The following is a 16,956-nucleotide window of genomic DNA, read 5'->3' as shown; positions in this document are numbered from 1 at the left end:
GTCCTTAGCCGAAGCGGCCTGTGATGTAGTCTTCCGTTTCCTTGCGCTGGGGCTTGAAGAACATTTTTTCGGTGTCGCCAAACTCCACCAGATCCCCCAGATACATATAGGCCGTGTAGTCGCTGCAACGGGCGGCCTGCTGCATGTTGTGTGTCACGATGACCACGGTGTAGTCGTTCTTCAGCTCCGCAATCAGCTCTTCGATCTTGGCCGTGGAGATGGGGTCCAGCGCCGAGCAGGGCTCGTCCAGCAGCAGCACTTCGGGCTTGATGGCAATGCCGCGCGCGATGCACAGACGCTGCTGCTGACCGCCCGACAGGCCCGAGCCGCTTTGCTGCAGCTTGTCCTTGACTTCATTCCACAGCGCTGCCTTGCGCAGTGCCCACTCCACGCGGTCGTCCATGTCCGAGGCGTTGAGATTCTCGAACAGCTTCACGCCGAAAGCGATGTTGTCATAGATGGACATAGGAAACGGCGTGGGCTTCTGGAACACCATGCCGACCTTGGCACGAATCAGAGCCACATCCTGCTTGCTGGTCAGCAGATTGTCGCCGTCCAGCATGATCTGACCTTCGGCGCGCTGCTCGGGATAGAGCTCGAACATGCGGTTGAAGGTGCGCAGCAGCGTGGACTTGCCGCAGCCCGAGGGGCCGATGAAGGCCGTGACCTTCTTCTCGGGAATATCGAGGTTGATGTTCTTCAGCGCGTGAAACTTGCCGTAGTAGAAGTTCAGGTCGCGCACGGCCAGCTTGATGTTGGCGGGAGCAGTGATTGCAGTCATGATCTTGAACTTTCGAATTATTTCTGGCGGGTGATGAAACGCGCCAGGATATTCAGACCCAGCACAGCCACAGTGATGAGGAAGACACCGGCCCAGGCCAGTTGCTGCCAGTTCTCATACGGGCTCATGGCAAATTTGAAGATGGTGACCGGCAGGCTGGCCATGGGCTTGCTCATGTCGGCATTCCAGAACTGGTTGTTCAGCGCCGTGAACAGCAGCGGAGCGGTCTCGCCAGCAATGCGGGCCACTGCCAGCAGCACACCGGTGATCACGCCGGCGCGGGCTGCGCGCAAGGTCACCATGATGATGACCTTCCACTTGGGCGTACCCAGCGCATAAGCCGCTTCACGCAGGCTGGATGGAACCAGCACCAGCATGTTTTCCGTGGTGCGGATGACCACGGGAATCACGATCAGCGCCAGCGCGATCACGCCGGCCATGCCGGAGAAGCTCTTGAAGCGCACCACCACCACGGTATAGACAAACAGACCGATGACGATGGAGGGGGCCGACAGCAGAATGTCGTTGACGAAGCGGGTGGTGGAAGCCAGCCAGCCTTTTTTGTCGTACTCGGCCAGATAGACCCCGGCCATCACACCGATCGGCGTGCCCACGAAAGTGGCCAGCGCCACCATCATCAGCGAACCCCAGATGGCATTGGCAATACCGCCCTCCTCGTTGGGGGGAGGCGTCATCTGCGAGAACAGGGCGAAGTTCAGACCACCCAGGCCCTGGCGAATGGTTTCCCAGAGAATCCAGACCAGCCAGAACACGCCAAACAGCATGGCTGCCATGGACAGGGTCAGCGCGACCTGATTGAGGCGCTTGCGCTTGTTGTACTTGGCCTGACGCACCGCAGCCAGATCGGCTGCGTCGAGCATTTTGGTGGAGGTGGAGGTCGGGCTCATGAGCGGGCTCCTTCGTTCTTCTGCAGACGGTTGAGCAGCAGCTTGGAGCAGGCCAGCACCACGAAGGTGATGAAGAACAGCACCAGACCCAGATAGATCAGCGACGCCTGATGCAGGCCCTCGCCCGCTTCGGCAAACTCATTGGCCAGCGCCGAGGTGATGCTGTTCGCAGCCTCGAACACGGACAGGGAATTGAGCTGGTTCATGTTGCCGATCACAAAGGTCACGGCCATGGTCTCGCCCAGTGCGCGGCCCAGGCCCAGCATGACGCCGCCCAGCACGCCGGTCTTGGTATAGGGCAGCACCACTTTCCAGACCACTTCCCAGGTCGTGGAGCCCAGACCGTAGGCCGACTCCTTGAGCAGCGCCGGCGTGACTTCGAACACATCGCGCATCACGGAGGCGATAAAGGGGATGATCATGATGGCCAGAATGATGCCGGCCGACAAAATACCGATACCCACGGGAGGGCCGGAGACAAAAGCGCCCAGATAGGGCACACCGGTCAGCAGGTTCTGCAGAGGCTGCTGCACATAGGTGGCCAGCACGGGGCCGAACACCATCAGGCCCCACATGCCGTAAACAATGGAGGGAACTGCGGCCAGCAACTCGATGGCAGTGCCCAGAGGGCGCTTGAGCCAGGCAGGCGAGAGTTCCGTCAGAAACAGGGCAATGCCGAAGCTCACGGGCACTGCAATGATGAGCGCGATGGCCGAAGTGGCCAGCGTGCCGTAAATCATGACCAGACCGCCGTATTGATCCTGCACGGGGTCCCAGACACTGCTGGTCAGAAAGCTCAGACCATATTCGGAGATGGCGGGCCAGGCACCGAAGATCAGCGAAACCATGATGGCCAGCAGCAGCACCAGCGTCAAAATTGCTGCGCTGCGTGCCAGGCCACCAAACAAACGATCCGCCATACGTCCCGAGATCATCGGAGCACGTGGCGGAGAGGGAGAGCGTCGCTTGGCGGCATCGGTGGGGGCTGCAGCCAGCGAACTGGAGGGCGACGTAGTGGACACGTGAGCGCCTTTATTCGCAAAGGGTTGAAACAAGCAGCGAACATACCGTCCGGCACGGCAGCCCGCTGCTCACTGATGACACGAAATTACTTGGAAACAACCTTGCCCGAAGCGTCCTTGATGTCGTTCCAGGACTTGTAGATCACGTTCTTGACTGCGTCGGGCATGGGCACATAGTCCAGGTCGGCGGCAGTCTTGTCACCTTGCTTGTAAGCCCAGTCGAAGAACTTCAGCGAGGTGGCGGCCTGAGCAGGCTTTTCCTGAGTCTTGTGCATCAGGATGAAGGTTGCCGAGGTGATGGGCCAGGCGTTCTTGCCGGGCTGGTTGGTCAGGATCTGATAGAAGCTCTTGGCCCAGTCAGCGCCAGCAGCAGCAGCCTTGAAGGTCTCGTCGTCAGGAGAGACAAAAGCGCCTTCCTTGTTCTGCAGCTGTGTGTAGGTCAGCTTGTTCTGCTTCACATAAGCGTACTCGACATAGCCGATGGAGTTGGGCAGGCGACCCACAAAGGCGGCAACGCCTTCGTTACCCTTGCCGCCGGCACCGGTAGGCCAGTTCACGGCCTTGCCCTCGCCCACTTTTTCCTTCCACTCGGCATTGACCTTGGAGAGGTAGTTGGTGAAGCCGAAGGTGGTGCCGGAGCCGTCAGCGCGGCGCACGGGAGCGATAGCGGCATCAGGCAGTGCCACACCGGGGTTCAGAGCCGTGATGGCGGGGTCGTTCCACTTGGAGATCTTGCCCAGGTAGATATCGCCCAGCACCTGGCCCGACAGCTTCAGCTGGCCGGGAGCCACGCCCTTGATGTTGACCACGGGAACAATGCCGCCGATCACGGTGGGGAACTGAACCAGACCCTTCTTGGCCAGTTCGTCATCCTTCAGGGGTTCATCGGAAGCACCAAAGTCCACGGTCTTGGCTTCGATCTGCTTGACACCGGCACTGGAACCCACGGACTGATAGTTAATCTTGACGCCAGTGGCCTTGTGATAGTCGGCAGCCCACTTGGAATACAGAGGAGCCGGGAAGCTCGCACCGGCACCTGTGGCTTCCTGGCTGGCGTTGGCAATACCCGCTGCAGACAGAGCACCAGCCACCAGAACGTGAATCAAGGACAACTTCATGAAACGACCTCTTAGGGTTGAAAGATTCGATGGAGTGAACTTTAAAAACCTTTTATGACAAGGTCGTGACATGAAAATTTCAAGGCGCAACCGAGTGAAAGAGCTCCAAAGCGGTCATGCGAGTGTCATATTTCATTCGCAAACTGCTGAGCCTTGACCCGCAGACCCGGCCCGGGTAACAGCTTGTCGCAAGGCTGGAGACTGATCGTCGGCAATGTATGACATAGTCTGTCACACAGCGTGAGCGCACTCTGGCGGCCCAACTCGGCAAATACCTGCAAATACCTGACTTGGCAGAGGTTGAACCCCGCGCCCCGCAAGCTCGATGACGGCCCGTATTGCATATTCCACTGCCCGGTGCATGTGTCGCCTGTTCCATCACGCTCATGCTCTGCCCGTGCCCCAACCCGCATAACAACAACGCATTGATTGGCTCAGAAATGGCTCCTGAATCGCTGCTTGCCGCCGTAGACCTTGGCTCCAATAGTTTTCGCCTTGAAATAGGCCGCATCGGCTCGCATCAACGCATCGAGCGTGTGGAATACCTCAAGGAAACCGTGCGCCAGGGCAATGGCCTGAACTCGCGCCAGGAACTCTCCCGCGAAGCCATGGAGCGCGGCTGGGAGTGCCTGGCTCGCTTTGGGGAGCGCCTCAGGGGCTTTGATGCCTCGCATGTCCGCGCTGTAGCCACCCAGACCCTGCGCGAGGCATTGAATGCCGACGAATTCGTGACGCGTGGCAGCCAGTTGCTGGGCTTTCCCATCGAAGTCATCCCTGGCGAGGAAGAAGCCCGGCTCATCTATCGCGGCGTGGCCAGCTCGCTGCCGCCCAGCCAGCAAAAACGCCTGGTCATCGACATTGGCGGGCGCTCCACCGAAATCATCATCGGCCAGCACAGCCAGCCTCTGCAAGTGGCATCGTTCGCACTGGGCAGCGTCTCCTGGAGCAGCCGTTTCTTCAGCGACGGCGCACTGAACAAGGCCAACTTCCAGGCCGCCGTTGCCGCCGCCAAGCAATGCCTGGCCCAGGCCCAGTTCGCCTACCCGGGCACGGCCTGGGACTGCGCCTATGCCTCCTCCGGCACAGCCAACGCCGTGGCCGACGCTCTCACGGCCCAGGGCCTGGACGGACAGGTGATCACGCCCGCCAAGCTGCGCTACCTCTATGAGCTGCTGCTGGACATCGGTCATGTGGAGCGCCTGCGCATGCCGGGCCTCAAGGAAGATCGCCGCCCGGTGGTCGCAGGCGGCATCAGCGTGATGATGGCCGTGGTCGATCTGCTGGGCATTACCGAGCTGGAAGTTGCACAGGGCGCACTGCGCCAGGGAGCTTTGCACGACCTGCTCGACCATGAGCCCCCTGCCGACAAGGAAGCGGCGGAAGTCGGCGCGCTGCAACTGGACTTCGGCGTGGACGTACCCCATGCCCAGCGCGTTCAGCGCATTGCCACCCAGCTGTGCCAGCAAATCCTGCCCGCAGAAACCGCGCCGCTGAGCACTCAGGCCCTGGCCATTGCCGCGCAGCTGCATGAGGTCGGCATGCGCGTGGCCCTGAGCAACTATCACCGCCACGGCGCCTATATCGTCGAGCATTGCGGTCTGGCCACCTGGGAGCCCGAGTTGCGCCAGCGCATCTGCCAGCTGGTGCTGGGTCACCAGGGCAAGCTGCGCAAACTGGAGGACGCGATCGAGGAGCCGCAGTTGGCCCTGCCGCTGATGGCACTGCGCATTGCCGTGCAGTTGAGCCATACCCGCCGCGACCCTGACATGCAGGGCATGCAGATCAAGCGTTCGGGTTCGGAATGCAAGCTCTCCACACCTTCGGGTTGGATGCTGACCTACCCACAATCCGCCCGCCTGCTCGAAGAGGAAGCCATGGCCTGGAGCAAGACGCCCTGGAGCCTCAAGCTGCAGCTGCGCTGATATCAACTGCCAAGCCGCCACGGCCTGCAAAAGGCAAAGGGACTGCGAGGCAGTCCCTTTTTTGCTCTGCAGAAACCTTCAAAAAGATAGCTGCAAGCAGCTGTCAAACAATGATTTCAATACTAAAAATATCTGAAAACGTTGCATGTTAGGCGCAAGAAGCTCCTCTTTTCAGAGTATTCAAACGCTCTTGCCGCCGTAGCGCACCATCAGGGCCTGCTGGGCGCCCTTGCCCTCCAGCGGACGCGCGGGCTTTTGGTAAATGCCCGAGGCATTCAACGTCCAGGCATCGCGGTCGTCGCCCAGATAGGCCACCAGGCACTCGTCGATCACGCGCTGGCGCAGCTTTTTGTCCAGCACCGGCCAGGCCAGCTCCACGCGGCTGAGCATGTTGCGATTCATCCAGTCGGCACTGGACAGCAGCAGCTCTTCTTCCTGGCCCCAGGCAAAGTAGAAGACGCGCGAATGCTCCAGAAAACGGCCGATGATGGAGCGCACGCGGATATTGTCCGTCACGCCCGGGCGCTGCGCTGGCAGCATGCAGGAGCCGCGCACGATGAGATCGATCTGCGCGCCCTTGCGGCCCGCCTCGACCAGGGCGCGAATCAAAGGCTCGTCGGTCAGCGCATTCATCTTGAGCACCATGCGTGCCTTCTCGCCCCGCGCCGCTGCGGCGGCCACCAGGTCGATCAGTTCCAGCATGCGGTTTTGCAGATGGAACGGCGCCATGACCAGCTTTTGCAGCTTGGGCATGGTGTTATGGCTGGACAGGTGGCGGAATACCGCATCCATATCGGCCGTGATCTCGTCATCGCAGGTCAGCTGGCTGATGTCGGTGTAAAGGCGCGCGCTGCGGGCGTTGTAGTTGCCCGTGGACAGATGGGCATAGCGCTTGAGCTGGTTGTTGCGCTTTTCACGGCGCGTGATGAGCAGCATCTTGGCGTGGGTCTTGAGGCCGACCACGCCGTACACCACCTGCACGCCCAGCGATTCCAGCTTTTCCGCCCAGTTGATATTGGCCTCTTCATCAAAGCGCGCCTTGAGCTCCAGCACGGCCAGCACCTCCTTGCCGCGGCTCACGGCCTCGGCCAGCAGGCTCATGATCTCGGAGTCCGTGCCCGTGCGGTAGATGGTCTGCTTGATGGCCAGCACCTGCGGATCGTTCACGGCCTCGCGCAGCAACTCCAGCACGCCGTCAAAGCTCTCGAAGGGCTGATGGATGATGATGTCGCTCTTGCGCATCTGCGCCAGGATGGAGCGACCGGGCACGAGCTGCGTGGGCCAGGCCGGCTTCCACTTGGGAAACAGCAGGGCCGGGTCGTCGACCAGATCGATCAGCTGCATCTGGCGCACCAGATTCACCGGCCCCTTGACGCGGAACAGCGCCTCGGCCGGCAGGCCGTATTGCTCCAGCAACAGGTCAGAGAGCACCACAGAGCAGGACGAGGACACCTCCAGACGCACGGCCTGACCGTAGTGACGGTGGTGCAGGCCCTGGCGCAGGGCCATGCGCAGATCCACCACATCGTCTTCATCCACGGCCAGATCGGAGTGGCGGGTGACACGGAACTGCGAGAACTCCGACACTTCGCGCCCCGGGAACAGCTCGGCCAGATGGGCACGCACCACGCTGGAGATGCTGACAAACAGCTTTTGCTTGCCCGAGATCTTCTCGGGCAGACGGATCAGGCGCGGCAAGGCGCGCGGCACCTTCACGATGGCCACTTCATTGGCTCTCCCGAAGGCATCCACGCCATTGAGGCGCACGATGAAATTCAGCGCCTTGTTGGCGACCTGCGGGAAGGGATGCGACGGATCCAGCCCCACCGGCATCAGCAGGGGCTGCACCTCGCGCATGAAGTACTCGCGCACCCATTTGCGCTGAGCCACGCTGCGCTCGCCGTGAGAAACCAGGCGAATCGCATGCTTGTCGAACGCGGGAATGATGGACTGGTTATAGAGCTGGTACTGCTTGGCCACCAGGCCGTGGGCCGTGGTCATCAGTCGCTCGAAGCTGGCGCGCGAGTACGGGCCCTGTTCATCGCCCACCTTGGCGGCCGAGACATGAGGGGCGCAGCGCACCTCGAACCACTCATCGAGATTGGAAGACACGATGCACAGATAGCGCAAGCGCTCGAGCAGCGGCACATCCTCACGCTCGGCCCAGTTCAGCACGCGCTCATTGAAGACCAGAATGCTTTGATCGCGGTCCAGCAGCTCCAGAGTCGGCTCGATCACAGGCGGCATGGCTACCTCGTTCTTGGACGCCGCTCGGCGTCGGCGCGGCGCTTTGGCAGGGGCCGGTGTCGCAGCGTCAGAAACGGCACCGGGCACACCATGGTGCCCGGCCGCCCCGGCTTGCGCAACTGCTGCCGGCTCGCTCACGGAGTTGACGACCGCCGTCGTGACGGGAGGCACAAGCGAGATATGCGCCAGACCCAGAGATGCAGGTCCCGCCTCATGCGCCTGACTATCGGTCTGCGAGGTCACTGGGGAAACTGCAACCGGATCCTGCCCTGAAGATGAAGTGATGGAAGTGGGAAAAAAAGAGTCGGAAGCAGATACGGATTGGGACATGTGGCAGCAGCCTGCGAAAGCTTGAAGCGCCCCTGAGGGCATGTCCGCAGTCTGCCCATGGTTTATGACAATTAGATGACCAAGAGATGACTGTCATCGTTGTTCATGACAGTCATCAGGGTTTGCGCAGCTTCAGCTGGCCCTGACCACCTCGGCCAGACGCTCGGCACAGTTGCTGGCCATGTCCGCACTCCTGGCCTCGACCATGACTCGCACCAGGGGCTCGGTACCACTGGGACGGATCAGCACACGGCCGTCACTGCCCAGCAGCTTTTCGACCGCTGCCTGCTCACCAGGCAGCTTGGCGTTGCTCTTCCAGTCCTGACCAGGCTGCAAGCGCACATTGATCATGACCTGGGGGAACAGCTTCACGGACTCCAGCCACTGGGCAATGGTCTTCTTCGAGCGCACGCAGGCCTGCAGCACCTGCAGTGCGCTGACCAGGCCGTCACCGGTCGTGTGCTTGTCCAGCGCCAGCAGGTGGCCCGAGCTTTCGCCGCCCAGCTGCCAGCCCTTGGCATTGAGCGCCTCCAGAACATAGCGGTCTCCCACCTTGGCACGGACAAAACCCACGCCCTGCTCCTTGAGCGCCTGCTCCACCGCCATATTGGTCATCAGGGTTCCCGCCACGCCGCTGACTACGTCGCCGCGCGCCAGACGATCGGCTGCCATGAGATAGAGCAGTTCGTCGCCGTTGTAGAGACGGCCTTGCGCATCGACTAGTTGCAGACGGTCGGCATCGCCGTCCAGCGCCACGCCATAGTCGGCATTGTTGGCACGCACCGCCCTCACCAGCGCTTCGGGATGGGTCGCGCCAACTCCCTCGTTGATGTTCAGGCCGTCCGGGGAGCAGCCGATTTCCACCACATTGGCACCCAGCTCGTGAAAGACCTTGGGAGCAATCTGATAGGCCGCGCCATGGGCCGCATCCACGACGATCTTCAGGCCCCGCAACGACAGGCTGTGATCGAAAGTGCTTTTGCAGAACTCGATATAACGGCCGGCGGCATCGGCCAGACGTCGCGCCTTGCCCAAAGAGGCTGAATCCACCCAGACGGGGTCTTCCTTGAGAGCGGCCTCCACATCCTCTTCCCAGGAATCAGGCAGCTTGGTGCCCTCGGCACTGAAGAACTTGATGCCGTTGTCATAAAACGGGTTGTGGCTGGCGCTGATCACCACCCCCAGGCTGGCGCGCTGGGCACGCGTCAGATAGGCCACGCCCGGTGTCGGCAAGGGGCCAAGCAACATGACATCGACACCGGCAGAGTTGAAGCCCGACTCGAGCGCGCTCTCCAGCATGTAGCCAGAGATGCGGGTGTCCTTGCCGATCAGCACCAGAGGGCGCTCTTGCGTGCGGCGCAACACGCGCCCCACGGCATGCGCCAGGCGCAGGGCGAAGTCAGGCGTGATGGGCGACTTGCCCACCGTACCGCGAATCCCGTCGGTGCCGAAATACTGTCGTGCCATATTCTCGTTGTCCTTTTTAGATTCAATACTCTGTCATCAGGCCTGCAGCGCTTACGCATCATGCATGGCCTGCCAGACTGCCAGCGCAGCCACCGTATCCTTCACATCGTGGACACGCACAATTTTGGCCCCACGTTCGATCGCCAGCAATGCCGCCGCGACGCTGGGCACCATGCGCTGATCCACAGGCAGGCCGGTCACCTGCCCCAGGGAGCCCTTGCGCGACCAGCCCGCCAGCAAAGGGAAGTCTAGGCCCAGCAGCTCACGCTGATGTGCAAGCAAGGCAAAATTTTGTACCACGCTCTTGCCGAAACCAATACCGTAATCCCAGGCGATGCGCGAGCGTGCAACGCCTGCATCGAGCAAAGGCTGAGTCACCTGCAGCAGAAAGTCCCGAACTTGAACCACGGCATCGCCCTGCATATGCTCCAGATGCATGTCTTGCGGGGTCTTGTGCATATGCATCAGGCACACGCCACAGCTGGCGTGCCTGCTCACCACCTCGAAGGCACCGGGCTGGCGCAGCGCCCAGATGTCGTTGATGATGTCTGCCCCCAGATCCAGAGACGCAGCCATGACTTCGGGCTTGTAGGTATCGATGGAGACAGGCACGTTGAGCTTGACGGCTTCGCGCAGCACGGGCAGAACGCGAGCCAGCTCGTCTTCGAGGCTGACCGCAGGCGAGCCCGGCCGGGTCGACTCGCCACCTATATCGAGAATATGCGCGCCCTGCTGGAGCAGCAGCTCGGCATGGGCCATGGCCTGGGACACACCGGCATGCCTGCCTCCGTCCGAAAAGGAGTCCGGCGTCACATTCACGATGCCCATGACCTGAGGCTTGTCGAGCTGCAAGAGAAAACGCGAGGTTTGCCACTGTTGCGACATAAATCTTCCGATATCTGAGTGTGCAAAAACAAAAGGCCCCTGAGGGACCTTTTGTATATGAGGCTTGGCGCTCAAGCCGTAGTAGGCGAAGGCTCGGCATTCGATGCGGGATTGCCTCCCGAGGAATTGCCACCATCCGACGAGGGGGGGTTGCGAGGCGTCCAGTCCTTGGGAGGACGAGGCTCCTTGCCTGCCATGATGTCGTTGAGCTGCTCGGCGTCGATCGTCTCCCAGTCCAGCATGGCCTTGGCCATGGCATGCATCTTGTCGCTGTTGTCTTCGATCAGCTTGCGCGCCAGAGCATATTGCTCGTCGATGATGCGACGCACTTCGTCGTCCACCTTCTGCATGGTGGACTCGGACAGATTGGAGCCACGGCTGAAGGTACGGCCCAGGAAAGGTTCGCCTTCCTGCTCGGAGTAGACCATGGTGCCCAGGGCATCGCTCATGCCGTAGCGCGTCACCATGTCGCGGGCGATCTGGGTCGCACGCTCGAAGTCGTTCGACGCACCAGTCGTCATCTGGTTCATGAACACTTCTTCGGCGATACGGCCACCAAACAGCATGGCGATCTGGTTGAGCATGTACTCCTTGTCATAGGAGTAGCGGTCCTTCTCGGGCAGGCTCATGGTCACGCCCAGTGCGCGGCCGCGCGGGATGATGGTGACCTTGTGCACGGGATCGCACTTGGGCAGCAGCTTGCCGATCAAGGCATGGCCGGCTTCATGGTAGGCCGTATTGCGGCGCTCTTCCTCTGGCATGACCATGGTCTTGCGCTCGGGGCCCATGATGATCTTGTCCTTGGCCTTTTCGAAGTCCTGCATCTCCACGGTGCGCGCATTGCGGCGTGCCGCCATCAGCGCAGCTTCGTTGCAGAGGTTGGCCAGATCGGCGCCCGACATGCCGGGCGTGCCGCGCGCGATGATGGCGGGGTTCACGTCCTGGCCCACGGGAATCTTGCGCATGTGCACGTTCAGGATCTGCTCGCGGCCGCGGATATCGGGCAGCGTCACATAGACCTGACGGTCGAAGCGACCGGGGCGCAGCAAGGCCGCATCCAGAATGTCGGGGCGGTTGGTTGCCGCCACCACGATCACGCCGAGATTGGTCTCGAAACCGTCCATCTCGACCAGCATCTGGTTCAGAGTCTGCTCGCGCTCGTCGTTGCCGCCGCCCATGCCGGCGCCACGCTGGCGACCGACGGCGTCGATTTCGTCGATGAAGATGATGCAAGGTGCATTCTTCTTGGCGTTTTCGAACATGTCGCGCACGCGTGCCGCGCCCACGCCGACGAACATTTCAACGAAATCGGAACCCGAAATCGAGAAGAAAGGCACCTTGGCTTCGCCCGCGATGGACTTGGCCAGCAGCGTCTTGCCGGTACCGGGAGGGCCGACCAGCAGCAGACCGCGGGGAATGCGGCCGCCGAGCTTCTGGAACTTGTTGGGGTCCTTGAGGAAGTCCACGACTTCCTTGACTTCTTCCTTGGCCTCATCGGCACCAGCCACGTCGGCAAAGGTGACGGTATTGCTGTTCTCGTCGAGCATGCGCGCCTTGGACTTGCCGAAGCTGAAGGCGCCGCCCTTGCCGCCACCCTGCATCTGGCGCATGAAGTACACCCATACGCCGATCAACAGCAGCATGGGGCCCCAGCTCACGAGCAGCGTCATGAGCAGCGAGCCTTCTTCACGTGGCTTGACGTCGAACTTGACGTTGTTGTTGATCAGGTCGCCCACCAGGCCACGATCCAGGTAGGTGGCTGTGGTGCGGATCTTGCGATCATCGGTGGTGGTGGCTACGACCTCGGTACCGCCAGCACCTTCCTGAATGGTGGCGCTCTTGATACGGTTGTTGCGCACTTGCTCCAGGAATTCCGAGTAGCCAACATGAGAGGCACCGCCAGCACCTCGGGTGTCAAACTGTTTGAACACCGTAAACAGCACCATGGCGATGACCAGCCAGACGGCGACTTTTGAAAACCACTGATTGTTCAAGCGGGGCTCCAATGGAATATTCAGACGTAAAGGCCCGGAGGGGACTCCAGACCTAGTTGAGGTTCATTTTAGGTGTTTCAAGCGCCAAAGACGCCTATTTCCCCCTATAGCGGCCATAGGCAAGGTACGGCCCTGCAGACAATCGACCCTAAGCCTGTGTTTTATCAAGGCTTTGCGCTATCAGTTTCACTGGTTTGCTGCAGCAAACCATGAGGTCAAATGCCCCTATGCAAGCCAGCAACTCCGTCAAGAGCCCTGCTTGAGTCCCATTCCCACGAGAAAAATCTCGGCAGACCGGTCACGCGAAGCCTTGGGCTTGATGGGCTTGACCACCTTGAAGGTCTGCTTGAACAGATCCACCAGCTCGTTGTAGCCGCTGCCGTGGAAAAGCTTGACCACCAGCGCGCCCTCGGGCTTCATGTTGTTGATCGCAAAATCAACGGCCATCTCGATGAGCACCGCGACCCGCGCCCCGTCCGTGGCGCCATGGCCCGACAGATTGGGCGCCATATCCGAGACCACCACGTCGGCCTTGCCGCCACCCATGGCCTCTTCAAGCTGCGCCAGCACCGCCTCTTCACGAAAGTCGCCCTGGATGTAATGCACGCCCTCGATGGGCTCCATGGGCAGCAGATCCAGCGAGATGATGCGGCCGTTGAGCTCGCCCACGGCCGCACCGCTGGGCGAGAGACGACGGCGCACATACTGGCTCCAGGCGCCGGGCGCGCAACCCAGGTCCACCACGGTGTGGCCGGGCTGAATCAGCTTGAGCGACTCGTCAATTTCCTTGAGCTTGTAGGCCGCGCGCGCACGATAGCCGTCCTTTTGGGCGGCTTTCACATAGGGGTCATTGATGTGATCGTGCAGCCAATTCTTATTGACCTTCTTGCTTTTGGTTTTCGTTTTCATGCCTGAATTCTCGCAGCCTTGATAATACGGGTATGCCCCAAATTGAATTAACTCCCGCGCAGCGCCGGGAACACCGCGCCGAAGCCCACCATCTGGACCCCGTCGTCCTCATCGGTGGCGATGGTCTGACCACTGCCGTTCAAAAGGAAGTGGACGCCGCACTCAATGCCCATGGTCTGATCAAGGTCCGCGTTTTCGGCGACGACCGTGCAGCCCGCGAGCAGGTCTATCAACAACTTTGCGACGAGCTGAACGCGGCTCCCATCCAGCACATCGGCAAGCTGCTGGTGCTGTGGCGCCCTATTCCCGAAAAGGAAAAGGCCTTTGACGAAGACCGCATGCCCGGTCCTCGCGACGTCAAGGTGCTCAAGTTCGGCCGCGCCGGCCAGAAGCCCGAAGTCAAGCAACTGCGCGTGCTCGGCAACCAGCGCCTGACCGCCGGCGGCACCATCAAGCGCGCCAAGCCCAAGCAGAAGTCGGTCAAGAAAGGTCGTCAGGACTGATCTGCCGATCCGCCCTGTCTGCCCGCCCCATTGCCTTATTTCCTCGCCGAGACCGCCAACCCATGGTTCAGACCACACAGCAGCAACGCCACATTCTTTGCATGAAATGGGGCACCAAATACGGCCCGGAGTACGTCAACCGACTCTATGCCATGGTGCGCCGCCATCTCAGCGGAGATTTTCGCTTTGTCTGCCTGACCGACAGCACAGAGGGGATTCGCTCCGAAGTGGAGTGCTTTCCCATCCCCGACCTGAACATCCATCTGGCGCCCGGCCAGCGTGACGGCGCCTGGAAGAAGCTCACCACCTTCGAGCGCGACCTGCATGGCCTCAAGGGTCAGGCGCTGTTCCTGGACCTGGACGTGGTGATTGTGGGCAGCCTCGACGAATTCTTCACGCTGCCCGGCGACTTCCGCATCATTCACGACTATCCGCGTTTCTGGCGCTTTGGCGAACGCATTGTCGGCAACTCATCGGTCTACCGCTTCGAGCTGGGTGCCCATGCCGATGTGCTGGAGCATTTCCGCGCGCACACCGAAGAGATGCGCGGCAAGTACCGCAACGAGCAGGAGTATCTGTCGCACTTTCTGCACAAGCAGGGCAAGCTGGACTACTGGCCTGCAGCCTGGTGCCCCAGCTTCAAGTACTACTGCATTCCGACCTGGCCCAGCAACTACTGGAAGGAGCCAGTGCCGCCGGCCGATGCGCGCATCGTGATCTTCCACGGCGAGGTGAACCCCCCCGATGCCCTGGAAGGCCGCCGCAACAAGCGCTTTCGCCATATCGAGCCCGCCAGGTGGATCGAGAAGGCCTGGGGCTGAAGGACGGCTGCAGTTGCAGCCTCAAAAACAAAAGGCGTTGACCGCGAGGTTCAACGCCTTTTTTGTGCTCGCCTGACCGATGGATCAGCGATATTTGGCATCGACCAGCGGATGCCCCTTCATGCGCGAGAGAATGGACAGCGGGCTGGCCGCCGGGTTGTATTCGCTGCCTGGCGGCAGGAACAAGGTCTGCTCCAGCATGTACTGCCCCGACATGACGGCATGCACTGCCTGATCGGAGAAACACACCCAGGTGGAACCTGCCGCGAAAGGCACGGTTTCCTGGGGAGCATTTTTCTGATAGTCGGGATCGCCCTTCATGCCGTCATGCAACTGCAGCATCAAATGGTCGTATTCGCTGCGATAGGACTTGGTCACATGCAGCAGCTCCAGAGCCTTGGCCTGCCAGGCGCTGTAGGGCTTGGCACGCGGCACAAAACGCTTCGCCACATCGGTGAAGGGCTCGCCCACCCGCCAGACCCGGGGCTGGCCATCCGGATTGACATTGGTGAAGACGCGCAGAATGCGCTCGCCATAGTTGGGCCGCGAAGGAAAGGCATCCACATGCATGCGCTTGTCGTCCGCACGCCAGGACTGCGCCCGCGTTTCCACCTGCGAAGGTCGGTAGCTGGTGGGTGCCATGCGCACCACCGGCATATAGGCGGGAAACAGGCCTGCGATCAGCGCCGTGGCCTGGTCTCGAAAGCGTCCGACCATGCCAGCCACCTGCGTCTGTGTGGCCTCGTCGCCCGCCACGCCCTTGATCGAGCCATCCACATTGAGGCTGATATTGCGCGTCTTGGGATCGCGCACATCGGGGCGCAGCAGGGTTTTTTCCTGCTCGGTCAGCTGAAAGCTCAGCTGCGGAAAGTACAGCACCTTGCCGGCTTCGACGGCAGCAGTCCATTCATCGCGCCCCTGAACCTGGCTCCAGTCGGTCGCGTCGATTTTTACGATTTGAGATTCCATGGCTTCGGCAGTGTACTCCCCGCAGCTGGCGCGGGCTTGCACTGGATCAAGCCGGCTTGCGCGCGCCCGCCACACGCCACAGCACGATGGCGGCGCACAGCCACTGCAGCGCATACATGCCGGTGCCCACGCTATGCCAGAGCCTGAGGTTCTCGCGCGCCACGATCTTGGGCGACACGCCGTACTGCACCAGCAGCGCCAGCAACATGCCGGCGATAACAAAACCGATAGCTGCTTGCGCCCATTGCTCAATCTTTTCAGCATGTTTTCGCTTTGAAAACACCAGCAGAAGAGCGCAACATGCTATGGAAATCCAGGTCTGCGCGGCGAACAGCTTGGCCGCCATAAAGCCCGCCAGAGCCGGCGTGGGCAGATGGGCAAACAGCATCGGCACGGCCACAAAGCCAATGGAGCACAGACTGCCCCACCATAAAGCGGCCAGGAAAACAGGCAAACGCTCGTACATAGTCACGAATCCTTGAACGCGGCGCAGCGCCCAGGCCAGAAACATCAAGCAAGGGCAGCCCCGCAGCGAAGATGTTGTCCCCCTCCGCGAGGCAGAGAGGGGGAAGGCGCGCAGCGCCTCAGGGGGTGCTTACACGTACTTTACGCCTACGATCTCGTAGCGACGCTCGCCGCCCGGTGCCTGCACCACGGCGGTATCGCCCTCTTCCTTGCCGATCAGGGCGCGGGCAATGGGGCTGGACACATTGATCAGGCCATGCTTGAGGTCGGCCTCGTCCTCGCCCACGATCTGGTAGGTCACGGGCGAGCCGCTGTCTTCATCTTCCAGATCCACGGTCGCGCCGAACACCACGCGACCGCCGGCATCCAGCTCGGTCGGGTCGATGACCTGCGCGGCGGACAGCTTGCCCTCGACCTCGAGGATGCGGCCTTCGATGAAGCCCTGCTGCTCCTTCGCGGATTCATATTCGGCGTTTTCGCTCAGGTCACCCTGAGCACGGGCCTCTGCAATGGCTTGAATGACCGCGGGACGATCCACAGTCTTCAGGCGTTGCAGTTCCACTTTGAGCTTTTCTGCTCCGCGCTTGGTGATTGGGATGGTGGCCATGATCGAGT

Annotated in this window: 15 protein-coding genes; 3 read left to right on the top strand and 12 right to left on the bottom strand. The window is 61.1% G+C overall.

The window, feature by feature from the left end; all coding sequences use genetic code 11:
- Positions 1-4: 4 nt before the first annotated feature.
- The 4 genes from pstB to pstS form a co-directional block, all read right to left on the bottom strand.
- Positions 5-781, bottom strand: a complete 777-nt coding sequence (gene pstB / locus Cth01_RS18765; RefSeq protein WP_003067324.1) for a phosphate ABC transporter ATP-binding protein PstB — start codon at positions 779-781, stop codon at positions 5-7.
- Positions 782-798: 17 nt separating this feature from the next.
- Complete coding sequence (gene pstA / locus Cth01_RS18760) at positions 799-1,689, bottom strand: phosphate ABC transporter permease PstA (protein WP_034358716.1); 891 nt, start codon at positions 1,687-1,689, stop codon at positions 799-801.
- Positions 1,686-2,624, bottom strand: coding sequence for a phosphate ABC transporter permease PstC (pstC, locus tag Cth01_RS18755; RefSeq protein WP_034358718.1), 939 nt, complete (start codon positions 2,622-2,624; stop codon positions 1,686-1,688). Before pstC ends, pstA begins: the two co-directional genes overlap by 4 nt.
- Before the next feature lie 173 nt (positions 2,625-2,797).
- Positions 2,798-3,829 carry a phosphate ABC transporter substrate-binding protein PstS gene (gene pstS / locus Cth01_RS18750; protein WP_003067330.1) on the bottom strand — a complete coding sequence of 344 codons (1,032 nt, stop codon included), beginning with the start codon at positions 3,827-3,829 and terminating at the stop codon, positions 2,798-2,800.
- A 440-nt stretch (positions 3,830-4,269) separates the two neighbouring features.
- Here pstS and Cth01_RS18745 point away from each other — a divergent pair, with 440 nt between their 5' ends.
- Positions 4,270-5,751: a Ppx/GppA phosphatase family protein gene (locus tag Cth01_RS18745; RefSeq protein WP_034392670.1), complete on the top strand. Its 1,482-nt coding sequence runs from the start codon at positions 4,270-4,272 to the stop codon at positions 5,749-5,751.
- A gap of 180 nt (positions 5,752-5,931) precedes the next feature.
- On the opposite strand, the gene ppk1 is transcribed toward Cth01_RS18745, so the two are convergent.
- From ppk1 to Cth01_RS18720, 5 genes are all read right to left on the bottom strand, one after another.
- Complete coding sequence (ppk1, locus tag Cth01_RS18740; RefSeq protein ID WP_045840077.1) at positions 5,932-7,998, bottom strand: polyphosphate kinase 1; 2,067 nt, start codon at positions 7,996-7,998, stop codon at positions 5,932-5,934.
- Positions 7,999-8,460: 462 nt separating this feature from the next.
- A complete protein-coding gene (glmM, locus tag Cth01_RS18735; protein WP_003067335.1) occupies positions 8,461-9,795 on the bottom strand; it encodes a phosphoglucosamine mutase in 1,335 nt (444 codons plus the stop codon).
- Positions 9,796-9,846: 51 nt separating this feature from the next.
- A complete protein-coding gene (folP, locus tag Cth01_RS18730; protein ID WP_045840062.1) occupies positions 9,847-10,680 on the bottom strand; it encodes a dihydropteroate synthase in 834 nt (277 codons plus the stop codon).
- 71 nt (positions 10,681-10,751) lie between these two features.
- Complete coding sequence (ftsH, locus tag Cth01_RS18725) at positions 10,752-12,674, bottom strand: ATP-dependent zinc metalloprotease FtsH (protein ID WP_003067340.1); 1,923 nt, start codon at positions 12,672-12,674, stop codon at positions 10,752-10,754.
- A gap of 246 nt (positions 12,675-12,920) precedes the next feature.
- Positions 12,921-13,583, bottom strand: coding sequence for an RlmE family RNA methyltransferase (locus Cth01_RS18720; RefSeq protein WP_003053442.1), 663 nt, complete (start codon positions 13,581-13,583; stop codon positions 12,921-12,923).
- A 32-nt stretch (positions 13,584-13,615) separates the two neighbouring features.
- On the opposite strand from Cth01_RS18720, the gene Cth01_RS18715 reads away from it, so the two are divergent.
- On the top strand, positions 13,616-14,086 hold the full coding sequence (locus Cth01_RS18715; protein WP_034358731.1) for a YhbY family RNA-binding protein: 471 nt from the start codon (positions 13,616-13,618) through the stop codon (positions 14,084-14,086).
- A gap of 62 nt (positions 14,087-14,148) precedes the next feature.
- Positions 14,149-14,907, top strand: a complete 759-nt coding sequence (locus Cth01_RS18710; RefSeq protein WP_012839116.1) for a glycosyltransferase family protein — start codon at positions 14,149-14,151, stop codon at positions 14,905-14,907.
- 84 nt (positions 14,908-14,991) lie between these two features.
- Here Cth01_RS18710 and kdoO read toward each other — a convergent pair whose 3' ends face one another.
- The 3 genes from kdoO to greA form a co-directional block, all read right to left on the bottom strand.
- A complete protein-coding gene (kdoO, locus tag Cth01_RS18705; RefSeq protein WP_045840076.1) occupies positions 14,992-15,876 on the bottom strand; it encodes a Kdo hydroxylase KdoO in 885 nt (294 codons plus the stop codon).
- Positions 15,877-15,922: 46 nt separating this feature from the next.
- The gene (locus Cth01_RS18700; RefSeq protein WP_003067348.1) at positions 15,923-16,342 is read right to left on the bottom strand and encodes a DUF4149 domain-containing protein; all 420 of its coding nucleotides are present in this window, start codon (positions 16,340-16,342) and stop codon (positions 15,923-15,925) included.
- A 129-nt stretch (positions 16,343-16,471) separates the two neighbouring features.
- Positions 16,472-16,948: a transcription elongation factor GreA gene (gene greA / locus Cth01_RS18695; RefSeq protein ID WP_003067350.1), complete on the bottom strand. Its 477-nt coding sequence runs from the start codon at positions 16,946-16,948 to the stop codon at positions 16,472-16,474.
- Positions 16,949-16,956: the final 8 nt, after the last annotated feature.

Origin of the sequence: Comamonas thiooxydans (assembly GCF_000964545.1) — a bacterium.
In the GTDB taxonomy this organism is placed as follows: Bacteria; Pseudomonadota; Gammaproteobacteria; order Burkholderiales; family Burkholderiaceae_C; genus Comamonas; species Comamonas thiooxydans.
Note: the sequence above shows the minus strand (reverse complement) of the source record. Positions and strands in the feature narration are given on the sequence as shown.

Coding starts and splice junctions, on each gene's coding strand:
- Cth01_RS18720 (WP_003053442.1), bottom strand. CDS start 13,583: ATGAAAACGAAAACCAAAAGCAAGAAGGTCAATAAGAATTGGCTGCAC.
- pstA (WP_034358716.1), bottom strand. CDS start 1,689: ATGAGCCCGACCTCCACCTCCACCAAAATGCTCGACGCAGCCGATCTG.
- Cth01_RS18715 (WP_034358731.1), top strand. CDS start 13,616: ATGCCCCAAATTGAATTAACTCCCGCGCAGCGCCGGGAACACCGCGCC.
- kdoO (WP_045840076.1), bottom strand. CDS start 15,876: ATGGAATCTCAAATCGTAAAAATCGACGCGACCGACTGGAGCCAGGTT.
- folP (WP_045840062.1), bottom strand. CDS start 10,680: ATGTCGCAACAGTGGCAAACCTCGCGTTTTCTCTTGCAGCTCGACAAG.
- Cth01_RS18745 (WP_034392670.1), top strand. CDS start 4,270: ATGGCTCCTGAATCGCTGCTTGCCGCCGTAGACCTTGGCTCCAATAGT.
- ppk1 (WP_045840077.1), bottom strand. CDS start 7,998: ATGCCGCCTGTGATCGAGCCGACTCTGGAGCTGCTGGACCGCGATCAA.
- Cth01_RS18700 (WP_003067348.1), bottom strand. CDS start 16,342: ATGTACGAGCGTTTGCCTGTTTTCCTGGCCGCTTTATGGTGGGGCAGT.
- greA (WP_003067350.1), bottom strand. CDS start 16,948: ATGGCCACCATCCCAATCACCAAGCGCGGAGCAGAAAAGCTCAAAGTG.
- pstS (WP_003067330.1), bottom strand. CDS start 3,829: ATGAAGTTGTCCTTGATTCACGTTCTGGTGGCTGGTGCTCTGTCTGCA.
- Cth01_RS18710 (WP_012839116.1), top strand. CDS start 14,149: ATGGTTCAGACCACACAGCAGCAACGCCACATTCTTTGCATGAAATGG.
- pstC (WP_034358718.1), bottom strand. CDS start 2,624: ATGATCTCGGGACGTATGGCGGATCGTTTGTTTGGTGGCCTGGCACGC.
- pstB (WP_003067324.1), bottom strand. CDS start 781: ATGACTGCAATCACTGCTCCCGCCAACATCAAGCTGGCCGTGCGCGAC.
- glmM (WP_003067335.1), bottom strand. CDS start 9,795: ATGGCACGACAGTATTTCGGCACCGACGGGATTCGCGGTACGGTGGGC.